The organism is Myroides sp., assembly GCF_032073645.1.
Classification (GTDB): Bacteria; Bacteroidota; Bacteroidia; order Flavobacteriales; family Flavobacteriaceae; genus Flavobacterium; species Flavobacterium odoratimimum.
Genome location: NZ_DAMANB010000013.1, coordinates 64,837 through 76,520, shown reverse-complemented (window position 1 = coordinate 76,520; position 11,684 = coordinate 64,837). Strand labels below are relative to the sequence as shown.

10 protein-coding genes are annotated in these 11,684 nt (G+C 33.7%); 8 read left to right on the top strand and 2 right to left on the bottom strand.

What is annotated here, in order from left to right; translation table 11 throughout:
- Positions 1-124: 124 nt before the first annotated feature.
- A complete protein-coding gene (locus RT228_RS10910) occupies positions 125-694 on the bottom strand; it encodes a Crp/Fnr family transcriptional regulator (RefSeq protein ID WP_006260056.1) in 570 nt (189 codons plus the stop codon).
- A gap of 414 nt (positions 695-1,108) precedes the next feature.
- On the opposite strand from RT228_RS10910, the gene RT228_RS10905 reads away from it, so the two are divergent.
- The 8 genes from RT228_RS10905 to acs all read left to right on the top strand — a co-directional run bounded on the left by RT228_RS10905 (position 1,109) and on the right by acs (position 11,367).
- Entirely contained in the window at positions 1,109-2,722 is a 1,614-nt protein-coding gene (locus RT228_RS10905) for a CTP synthase (RefSeq protein WP_006260057.1), read from the top strand.
- Positions 2,723-2,784: 62 nt separating this feature from the next.
- A complete protein-coding gene (gene yidC / locus RT228_RS10900) occupies positions 2,785-4,692 on the top strand; it encodes a membrane protein insertase YidC (protein ID WP_006260058.1) in 1,908 nt (635 codons plus the stop codon).
- Positions 4,693-4,740: 48 nt separating this feature from the next.
- Positions 4,741-5,550: a pyrroline-5-carboxylate reductase gene (gene proC / locus RT228_RS10895; RefSeq protein ID WP_036496696.1), complete on the top strand. Its 810-nt coding sequence runs from the start codon at positions 4,741-4,743 to the stop codon at positions 5,548-5,550.
- A gap of 811 nt (positions 5,551-6,361) precedes the next feature.
- Complete coding sequence (locus RT228_RS10890; protein ID WP_006261327.1) at positions 6,362-6,598, top strand: hypothetical protein; 237 nt, start codon at positions 6,362-6,364, stop codon at positions 6,596-6,598.
- A 53-nt stretch (positions 6,599-6,651) separates the two neighbouring features.
- Positions 6,652-7,017 carry a hypothetical protein gene (locus RT228_RS10885; protein ID WP_006261326.1) on the top strand — a complete coding sequence of 122 codons (366 nt, stop codon included), beginning with the start codon at positions 6,652-6,654 and terminating at the stop codon, positions 7,015-7,017.
- 136 nt (positions 7,018-7,153) lie between these two features.
- The gene (gene mnmA / locus RT228_RS10880) at positions 7,154-8,365 is read left to right on the top strand and encodes a tRNA 2-thiouridine(34) synthase MnmA (protein ID WP_006261325.1); all 1,212 of its coding nucleotides are present in this window, start codon (positions 7,154-7,156) and stop codon (positions 8,363-8,365) included.
- A 14-nt stretch (positions 8,366-8,379) separates the two neighbouring features.
- Positions 8,380-9,321: an NAD(P)H-dependent flavin oxidoreductase gene (locus RT228_RS10875; RefSeq protein ID WP_131540875.1), complete on the top strand. Its 942-nt coding sequence runs from the start codon at positions 8,380-8,382 to the stop codon at positions 9,319-9,321.
- Between the two features lie 135 nt (positions 9,322-9,456).
- Complete coding sequence (acs, locus tag RT228_RS10870) at positions 9,457-11,367, top strand: acetate--CoA ligase (RefSeq protein WP_131540874.1); 1,911 nt, start codon at positions 9,457-9,459, stop codon at positions 11,365-11,367.
- Positions 11,368-11,476: 109 nt separating this feature from the next.
- On the opposite strand, the gene RT228_RS10865 is transcribed toward acs, so the two are convergent.
- The gene (locus tag RT228_RS10865; RefSeq protein WP_006263693.1) at positions 11,477-11,674 is read right to left on the bottom strand and encodes a hypothetical protein; all 198 of its coding nucleotides are present in this window, start codon (positions 11,672-11,674) and stop codon (positions 11,477-11,479) included.
- Positions 11,675-11,684 lie beyond the last annotated feature (10 nt).

The window sequence follows — 11,684 nt, the reverse complement described above, 5'->3', positions numbered from 1 at the left end:
AATATAATTTTAAGCTAAATAAAACGTAATAATCAGAATATAATTTATGTCAAAACAAAGGCGAGCAAATATTATTCTATGAAAAAGGGATTGCTTCGAATATTATTAGATTGATAAAAAAGGGTTATTTTTTTAAGAATTCACTGCGAATTCTACTCAAACTTACTTGAGTTACTCCTAAAAATGAAGCAATATACTTCAGCGGAACTCTATTTAAGAGTGAAGCATCTCGTTCTAAAAGGTCAATATAACGTTCTTTAGCTGATTTAATTTGTCTCAGAATAGAACGTTCTTCTGTCTTTAGAAGTTCTATCTCAGCAAACTTTCTTCCCCAGTTCGCAATCTCAATATCTGTTGAGTAGAGCTGTTCTAATTGACTTATTTTAGTGAAATAGAATGTACTATCTTCTATTAAGTCAATCGTTTCATAACTAGGTTTGTTTAGAATATAATTATACATCGATAAGGCTGGATCTCCATCTTTTCCAAACCAAAAGGTCAATTCTCTATCTTCTTGAATAGCATAAGCTCTAACTAATCCATTTTTGATAAAATAGAAATAGTTTTCATGTTTTTCATATTCAGATAATAGGTAATTTTTAGGGAAAGAGATTTCTGTAAAAACAGCAGTTAATTTCTCTTTAGCAGATTTCGAAAGAGGATATATATTATCTATAATTTGTTCTATGATCATTTAGCTTGATTTATTGTTGTCTATTGTTCTTGAGTTTATCTCAAAAAAATATTTACTATATTGTTTTTTGTTGTATTACTTCCTTTTTAGGAATGCATAAGTGTTAAAATTCTTATAATACAATGGTGATGAAATAATCTGTTTTAAAATTTAACAATTGAGTCTTCTGTCATTAGAATAGGCAATGTTGTATTTATAAGCAATTAATATACAAAAGTATATACTAATGAGATATAATGCATGATTTTTTTATGCAGTTGTGAATAATCTTATTAGAAGTATAATATTGATGATTTGGAGAGGATAAGTTAGTTGTTGATATTTTTTTAGCTAATCTAAAATTAGAAGAATAGCTCGGAATGTTGTATTTTTGCCAAGTTTTATTGTTAACAACACAGCTAATACACACACTAAATGAAACAAACTAAGTATATTTTCGTTACAGGAGGAGTTACATCTTCTTTAGGAAAAGGAATCATAGCAGCTTCTTTGGCTAAGCTATTACAAGCGCGCGGATATTCGGCCACTATCCAGAAATTTGATCCGTATATTAATGTGGATCCAGGAACACTTAACCCTTATGAACACGGGGAGTGTTTTGTAACAAATGATGGCGCAGAGACTGATCTTGATTTAGGTCACTATGAGAGATTCTTAAATGTACCTACTTCTCAAGCGAATAATGTTACTACAGGACGCGTTTATCTTTCTGTAATAGAGAAAGAGAGAAGAGGAGAGTTTTTAGGAAAGACGGTACAGGTAGTTCCTCATATCACGAATGAGATTAAAGAACGTATGCAGCTTCTAGGTAAATCAGGTGACTATGACATCGTGATTACTGAGATAGGTGGTACAGTAGGGGATATTGAGTCTTTACCTTATATCGAGTCTGTACGTCAGTTATTATGGGAGTTAGGAGATAATAACGCTATCGTAGTCCACTTGACTTTAGTACCTTATCTAGCAGCAGCAGGAGAGCTTAAAACTAAGCCAACTCAACACTCTGTGAAAACTTTAATGGAGAGCGGTATTAAGGCAGATATTTTGGTTTGTCGTACAGAGCATAACTTAAGTACTGAGATACGTCAGAAGTTAGCACAGTTCTGTAATGTGAAACCAGAAGCTGTTATTCAGTCTATCGATGCTGATACTATCTATGATGTGCCAAACTTAATGCTACAAGAAGGTTTAGATAGAGTAGCTCTTAAGAAATTAGATTTACCAGAGAAGACATCTCCAGATTTAGTGAAATGGAATGAGTTTATCCATAAACTTAAAAATCCATTGCATGTAGTAAATGTAGGGCTAGTAGGTAAATATGTAGAATTACAAGATTCTTATAAATCTATTTTAGAAGCATTAGTACACGGTGGTGCTGAAAATCAAATAAAAGTAAATATCGTTTCTATTCAATCTGATAATATCAATGCTAATAATGTGGCAGAGAAATTAAAGAACTTAGATGCTGTGTTAGTAGCACCAGGTTTTGGTTCTCGTGGTATTGAAGGAAAAATAGAGACTGTAAAATATGTAAGAGAGAACAAGATACCATTCTTAGGTATTTGTTTAGGTATGCAGATGGCTGTAATCGAATACGCAAGAAATGTATTGGGGTATGCTTCTGCTAATACTACTGAGGTGAATGAAAGTACTCAATATCCTGTAATTACTTTTATGGAAGATCAAAAGAATATTACAGATAAAGGAGGTACAATGCGTCTAGGTGGATGGGATTGTAAATTAAAAGAAGGTTCTAAAGCTTTTGAAATTTATGGAGAAAGTCTAATCAATGAGCGTCACCGTCATAGATATGAATTTAATAATCAATATTTAGAAGATTTTGAAAAAGCTGGTTTAATAGCTTCTGGATGGAATCCTGATACAGGACTAGTAGAAGTGGTAGAGTTAGATACTCATCCATTCTTCGTAGCTGTGCAGTTCCACCCTGAATATAAAAGTACAGTGGCAAAACCACATCCACTTTTTGTAAGCTTGGTTAAGGCAGCAATTGATAATAGAACAAAATAAGTTCTAAAGGTAATAAGCAAGTATTATTACAGCGAAAAATTTGATAAACTACAAATTAAGTAATGGAAGGAAAAAAATTAGATCGTAACAGTATTGTCGGCTTTGTTATTATAGCCGGGTTGCTAATTTGGATGATGTTGAATAATATCAACAAAGAAAAAGAAGCTATCGCTCAGGACAAAGAGGTAGCCAAAAAAGAGATAGTTAAAGAAGCTGAGTCTGAGAAAATTTCAAGTGCTATAAGTAATCATGTAGAGGTGGATTCTGTTCAGAATACTGCTTTACAAGCTGCTTTAGGCCCATTTGCTTATAGTGCAACATTACCATCTGCTCAAGGAGGTAAAACAGAACTTAAGAATGAATTACTGACTTTAGTTGTTGAAAATAAAGGAGGTAGTTTATCAAATGTTGTAATCAATAACAATGCTCGTTTTAATAAAAACTCTAAAGAACTAGTAGAGTTAATTAAAGATAATAACGCTGAGTTTAATTTAGAGTTATATACGAAGGACAACAAAAAGTTTAATACAAGAGACTTGTTCTTTGAACCTGAATTGACAAAAGAAGGGGAGAATCAAGTATTATCTATGCGTTTAAAAGTATCAGCTACTGAGTTTTTAGAGTATAGATATGTATTGAAGCCAGATGACTATATGTTAGACTTTACTATTCGTACACAAGGATTAAGTAGAGTTATTAATACAGCAGAGACACCAGCATTAGACTGGAGCTTAAAAGCATATAGTAATGAGAAGAGTATTACTTATGAGAACCAATATACTCGTGTATACTATGAGTATGAAGGAGGAAAAGATAACAGTCTAAGTAATACAAGTAAAGATGACAGTACTGAAGCTAAAAATGTAAGTTTCGTTGCATTTAAACAACACTTCTTCGCTTCTGTTTTAATTACAGATAAAGCTTTTGATACAGCTAGTTTAAAATCAGCTAACTTGGTTCATGATGAGGCAGTAGATACTGTTTACACTAAACAGTTTAATGCAAAAATGCCTTTAGCTTATACAGGTGGAGAGTTAAACTATGATATGAAGTGGTTCTTCGGACCAGCTGATTATAAATTATTAAAGTCATATGATCAAGGGTTAGATAAGATTGTTCCTTTAGGATGGGGAATCTTTGGATGGTTAAACCGTTTCTTATTTATTCCAGTATTTGGAGTATTGAGTTCATTCTTACCTTATGGTATTGCTATTATTGCATTAACTGTACTTGTGAGATTATTAATTTCTCCATTGACTTATAAGTCTTATGTTTCTCAAGCAAAAATGAAAGCAATTCGTCCAGAAGTGAATGAGTTGAACGAAAAATATAAGAATGATCCAATGAAGAAGCAACAAGAGACAATGAATTTGTACTCTAAAGCAGGAGTTAACCCAATGGCAGGATGTATTCCAGCATTGTTACAGATTCCTATCTTCTATTCATTGTTCCAATTCTTCCCATCAGCATTTGATTTGAGACAAAAATCATTCTTATGGGCAGATGACTTATCGTCTTATGACCAGATTTTAGAATTGCCTTTCCGTATTCCATTCTATGGTAACCACGTGAGTTTATTCCCTATTTTAGCTTCTGTTGCAATTTTTGTATATATGAAGATGACTACAGGAGATCAACAAATGGCAGCACCTGCTCAAGAAGGAATGCCTGATATGAGTAAAATCATGAAGGTGATGATCTATATCTCTCCATTGATGATGTTATTCTTCTTTAATAACTACGCGTCAGGATTGAGTTTGTACTACTTTATTTCTAACTTGATTACAATTGGTATTATGTATGTAATTAAAAACCATATTGTAAAAGAAGATAAGATTAAAGCTATCATTGAAGACAATAAAACGAAAGAACGTCCTAAAGGTAAGTTCCAACGTAAAATGCAAGAAATGATGCAACAAGCGCAAGAGCAACAAAAATTACAAGAAGAAAGAAAGAAGAAAAATAAATAATTCTTTTATATTTAACACCTCTGATCAAATTCAGAGGTGTTTTTTTTTATGAGAATTGCAATTATAGGAATGGGAAACATGGGGAGTACTTTTGCCAATGGGTTTATTAACTCTAGGTTTATTAACCCATCAGATGTATTGATATACACGCGTTCACAGAAGGCTACAGAAGATAGTCGTAATATTCATCAGTTGTCTTATCGCTATCAATTGGATGGTGATATAGGATCTTGTGACATCGTTATCGTTGCAGTCAAACCCCAAGACTTTTCTATACTAGTTGCAGATCTAAAGAAATATGTAAATAAAGATCAGATAGTCGTTTCTGTGATGGCAGGTATCTCTATAGATCGTTTAAAAGAAGATTTAGGAATCGAAAAAATAGTTCGTTCCATGCCTAATCTGCCTACTCAGATAGGTAGAGGTATGACTGTTTTTACTGCTTCAGAAGAACTAGATCGAAAAGAGTTGTTCATTATTCAGAACTTAATTAATACCACAGGTAAGTCTGTATATGTGTCTGAAGAGAATAAAATAGATGCAGCTACAGCGGTATTAGGTAGTGGGCCTGCTTATGTGTTTTATTTTATGGAAGCTATGATACAGGCAGCAATATCTTATGGTTTTGAACCGTCACAAGCAGAATTGTTAGTGAAGCAAACCATATCAGGTGCTCTAGGATTGTATGAAGCCAATTCGTTATCTACACAGGATTGGATAGCGAAAGTATCGTCTAAGGGTGGTACTACTGAGCAAGCGATTAAGTATTTCAATGAAGAAGAGGTATTGCAAAAATTAGTGGAAGGAATTCATAGAGCAAAGGCTCAATCTGAGTTACTGGGTAAGAAATTAGGGTAGTTTTTGTAATATGTTATCATTAGTGCCTGATAAAACTTATTATTTAATACTAAGTCTAAAAAGGCTGTCAAAACAAAGAGAGTTGTTTTATCTTTTAATCTTGTTCAGGGGTTTCTAAGAAATATACTAGTTTAATGTAGTTATAGCCCAAAAAGACTATCAAGACTCTTGTGCATTCGCAGGTCTACCTGTACAGAAGAAACAGATTAGCACTATTCAAACTAAACATTAAACAAGGTTTTCTTCGGGCGTTGATTAGAGAGCCTTTTGGAGTTCTTCGGAAAACTGGCCTTCCTTCCGAATAAACACTGAATTATTCCGAAGAGGCTCCGAAGAAATGTATAGTGTTAATATTTTTAATTGCTGTAATTCAGTAAGTTGTGTTTTGTGAAATGGAAGAAAGTGGAACTTTTGGGAAATAAAGAGAAGTTTTTGGAAGAAAATGGAAGCTATTCTAAAAACTTGTTTTTTCGATTGTAGTTTTGCCCTGTAATTAGGAAGAGAAATATGATCGAGTTAGATTCCTTTGGTTTTTCCTTATAAACCTATCGTTTCAATAGATACTTCACGAAGTGAATTACATTTGGAAAAACAATAAAAAAATATACTTATAAGTACGCACTTTTACTCATCGTGTTTAGAGTGTGTAAGACTAAACTACGATAACTTTTTAGAAGCCAGCATGCTGACTTCCTTTTTTAAATACTTTTATAGGACAACAATGATATGTTCTAAAAGATTTATTTTTAAGGTAAAATATTAATAAGGAGGATAGAGAAGTAGTGTAGAACTTTATTGAGGTAGATAAGATATGATGAATAAAGAGTTTTATGATTTTATCATTGATCGGATGGAATTGTTTTATCGAAATTTTGGTGCAGAATGGTGTGTAGATGATTTAGTAATAAAGCCTAAAGAAAAGGCATTACTTCGGGAGTTTTTATTAACTCTTGAAAAAGAGGAGATTGTTAATGTTATAGGTGATGATAGATTCATTATTATTGATTTACCGTCTAAGTATAAAACATCTAATCTAAATAATGAATAATAGAGATTGCATTACTTTATTAAGGTTGTTATAATATTTAATCAAGAAGTAAAATGAAAATACTTAGGAAAGTGCTGTTAAGTAAGTCTGATTATCCGATTAGTTATTATGAAGATGAAGTTGATTTTACATTTTACACGATGAATGGTTGGAAAGAGACAGTTGTTTTATCTCTTTCTACTTCTCAACCATTAGAGAATTTAGTTGAACAGCAGGGTATTAGTTATGAGTCTCTAGCTAAACAAGGTATAGCTAGGCTTAGTGATTTGTCAAGTAAGGAAAAACAATACTTTTATCGGTATATGATTGTTGAGGATTTAAAGTATGTGGACGTGAAGTACTTGATTGTTTTTGGTTTTGTAGAACATAGAGAGTATTATGATTGCCAGGTATTTGGTGTTTTAGAAATTGAAGTGTAGGAGTGATGATTTGGTAAGATTATAATTAAGTTTAATAGTTTTTCTCTATGAGAGAATCATAATTAAAAGATAAGATAAATTCAAAAGCTTTTTGTATTGCGGCATTTCTCGTAAATTTGCCACAATATTTTTTATTATGAAGAAAAGAGTAGTAGTAGGTCTTTCGGGAGGTGTAGACTCAAGTGTCGCAGCTTATTTACTGAAAGAACAAGGGTATGAAGTTATTGGACTCTTCATGAAAAACTGGCACGATGATTCTGTGACAATTTCTAATGAATGTCCATGGCTAGAAGATAGCAACGATGCTTTAATGGTCGCTGAGAAGCTTGGGATTCCATTCCAAACAGTTGACTTAAGTGAACAATATAAAGAGAAGATTGTAGACTATATGTTTAAGGAGTATGAGAATGGTCGTACCCCTAATCCAGACGTATTGTGTAATCGCGAGATTAAGTTTGATGTATTTATGAAAATAGCATTGACTTTAGGAGCAGATTATGTCGCTACAGGGCATTATTGTCGCAAAGATGAAGAGGTCATTACCAAAGAAGATGGAACACAGGAGACAGTATATAAACTGTTGGCTGGTGTAGATCCTAATAAAGATCAGTCTTACTTCTTATGTCAGTTATCTCAAGAGCAATTAGCGAAAGCGCTATTTCCAGTTGGAGAGTTGTTGAAACCACAAGTACGTGAGATAGCAGCTAAGATGAACTTAATCACAGCAGACAAAAAAGATTCTCAAGGATTGTGTTTTATTGGTAAGGTAAGATTACCAGAATTCTTACAACAGCAGTTGAAAAGAAAAGATGGGCTTATCTACGAAATACCAAAAGATTCGTCTATCTATACGAAAGAGGAAGAGACATTCTCTACAATAGGAGATGCTTTGTACAGCGAAGCGAAATCAATTGTGTATACACCTGAAATGGGTAAAAAGGTAGGTGAGCACTTCGGAGCGCACTTCTTTACTATTGGTCAACGCAAGGGATTAAATGTGGGAGGTACTGCTGAGCCATTGTTTATTATAGGTACTGATGTAAAGGAAAATATCATTTACACAGGTCAAGGAAGTGACCACCCAGGATTATTTCACAAAGCATTATTTGTAAAAGAATCAGAAATTCATTGGATTAGAGAAGATTTAGCATTGCAAGAAGGAGAAACAATGTCTATATTAGCACGTATAAGATATCGCCAACCTTTGCAAAAAGCTACTTTACACAAGATGAAAGAAGGTATGTACGTTCGTTTTGACGAACCGCAATCCGCTATCACAGAAGGACAATTTGTATCTTGGCATATCGAAGACGAACTAATTGGTTCGGGTGTTATTTCGAAACTATAAACAACCAAAATACAATGAAAAATAAGTTAGTAGATCTTTTTAAAATTCAGTATCCTATCGTACAGGGAGGGATGATTTGGAACAGTGGTTATAAGTTAGCTAGTGCAGTGAGTAATGCTGGTGGATTAGGACTTATAGGTGCTGGTTCAATGTATCCTGAGGTACTAAGAGAACATATCCAGAAGTGTAAGAAAGCAACTGACAAACCATTTGGAGTAAATGTCCCTATGTTATATCCTAATATTGAGGAAATCATGAACATTATTGTAGAAGAAGGAGTGAAAATTGTCTTTACTTCTGCAGGTAATCCTAAAACATGGACTCCATTTTTAAAACAACATGGGATAACAGTAGTGCATGTAGTTAGTTCTTCTAAATTTGCATTAAAAGCCCAAGAAGCAGGTGTTGATGCGATAGTAGCAGAAGGGTTTGAAGCTGGAGGACATAATGGAAGAGAAGAAACTACTACGCTTACTTTGATTCCTATGGTTCGTGAGAAGATCACGGTTCCTTTAATTGCGGCTGGAGGTATCGCTACAGGAAGAGGAATGCTTGCAGCTATGGTACTCGGTGCAGATGGAGTGCAAATGGGAACGCGATTTATCGCTTCTAAAGAGAGTTCTGCTCATGATAACTTTAAGAATCTTCTATTAGATGTACAAGAAGGGGATACTGTTCTTACTTTAAAAGAACTTGCGCCCGTACGTTTAATTAAGAATGAGTTTTACACAGGACTTCAAGCCTTGTATGCTAAGAATCCATCAGTAGAAGAATTAAAAGAATATTTGGGTAGGGCTCGAGCTAAAAAAGGAATGTTTGAAGGAGATTTAGTAGAAGGAGAACTAGAGGTAGGGCAAATATCAGGTCTGATACATAAAATAGAACCAGTAAGTGATATTGTTAAAAATATCATTGCTGAGTTTGATCAAGCAAAGAGAGATATAGCTCAGTTATAGGGTTTATTTAAATAACGAAAGTCATACAATGTTTTTTAATCTTAAAAATATTGTATGACTTTTTGCTATTTATTACTAAAATCATATATTTAAGAGCTAAAAAAAATATTACATAAAAAAAATCACAACTAAAATATGAGTTATTATAAAATAGAAAATCTAGAACAATACTTTAAACACTATAAAAAATCCGTTAGAGAGCCTCGTAAGTTCTGGGGGAAGATAGCAGAGGAAAACTTCGTTTGGTATCAAGTGTGGGATAAGGTATTCGAGTTTGATATGGAGGAATCTAAATTCCAGTGGTTTGTTAATGCTAAATTGAATATTGTAAAGAACAGTATTGATCGTCATCTTGCAAAAAGAGGAGAGAAAGCAGCTATTATATTTGAACCTAATAATCCAGAAGAGCAAGCAGAAACTATTACCTATAATGACTTATACAATAGAGTGTGTAAGATGGCTAATGTGCTAAAAGAGCAAGGGGTTAAAAAAGGAGATAGAGTATGTATCTACCTTCCTATGATACCTGAGTTAGCGGTTAGTATGTTGGCATGTGCTAGATTAGGAGCGATACACAGTGTTATATTCGCTGGTTTTTCTTCATCTGCTGTGACGAAGCGTATTAATGATTCTGAATGTAAATTTGTTATAACATCCGATGGGAGCTTTAGAGGAAATAAGACTATTCCATTAAAACCAATTATTGATGAAGCATTAGACTCTTGCCCAGGAGTTGAGAAAGTACTTGTAGTGAAGAGAACAGGTGCTGAAGTTGCTTTTAAAGAAGGAAGAGATATGTGGTTAGCCCCTCTATTAGAAGAAGCATCTAATAATCATGTGGCTCAAGTAATGGATGCAGAAGATCCTTTATTTATTTTGTATACTTCTGGTTCTACAGGTGCTCCAAAAGGAATGGTGCATACTACAGCAGGGTATATGGTGCAAACGGCTTATTCTTTTAAAAATATTTTTGACTATAAAGAAGAGGATATCTTCTGGTGTACTGCTGACTGTGGTTGGATTACGGGGCATTCATATATTATTTATGGACCTCTATTAAATGGTGCAACTACAGTGATGTTTGAAGGAGTACCATCTTATCCAACGCCTAGTAGATTCTGGGATATCATTGATAAGTATAAAGTAACCCAATTCTATACAGCTCCTACAGCTATTCGTTCGTTGATGACAGAGGATTACAGTTATGTGAATTCACATGATTTGTCTAGTTTAAGAGTTATTGGTTCGGTAGGAGAGCCTATTAATGAGGAAGCTTGGCACTGGTATAATGACCATGTAGGAAAGAAAAGATGTCCTATAGTGGATACTTGGTGGCAGACAGAGACAGGAAGTATCTTAGTTTCTCCACTGCCATTTATTACACCTACTAAGCCTACTTATGCGACTTTACCATTACCTGGTATTCAGGCAGTATTGATGGATGAGAAGAGAAATGAGATAGAGGATAATCAGGTAGACGGATCATTGTGTATTAAATTCCCTTGGCCATCCATGGCTCGTACTATTTGGGGAGATCATGAGCGATATAAAGAGACTTACTTTGGTCAGTTTCCAGGTAAATACTTTACAGGAGATGGAGCTTTAAGAGATGAAGTAGGATATTATAGAATTACAGGACGTGCAGATGATGTTGTTATTGTCTCTGGACATAATCTAGGAACTGCTCCTATAGAAGATGCGATTAATGAGCATCCAGCTGTAGCAGAAAGTGCTGTAGTAGGATATAAACACGATATCAAAGGAAACGCTTTATATGGATTTATTACCTTGAAAGTGGAAGGGGAGACTCGTGATAGAGAAAATCTTAAACGCGAGATTAACCAGTATATATCAAGTCATATTGGGGCAATCGCTAAGTTGGATAAGATTCAGTTTGTGGATAGTTTGCCTAAAACAAGATCTGGTAAAATTATGAGAAGAATCTTGCGTTCTATTTCTAATGGAGAAACAAAAGAGTTCGGTGATGTATCAACACTTATTAACCCAGAGGTGATAGAAGTGATTATGAACAATAAAGTTGAGTAATCAATAGCCTATAAATAATAAAAAGTCCTTAATCGTAAGATTAAGGACTTTTTTTATACTATCGTTTACCTGAGAGTAAACAATAAACAAATGACAATTCGAATGATGGTTACAGGTTTTTTTGATCCTGTATTTTAGCTGCTTTTTTTACAGAGTAAACTAAATAAGCTATAAAAATAATAAAACCTATATAAGACAGCCAGTTGTGTTGGATAGACCATAAGTTATCCATATCTAGATTATATATTCCAGAAACTAATCCTAGTAATACCAGGAAGGTAATTATCTTCTCAATATTTTTATTCATTTTACTTATT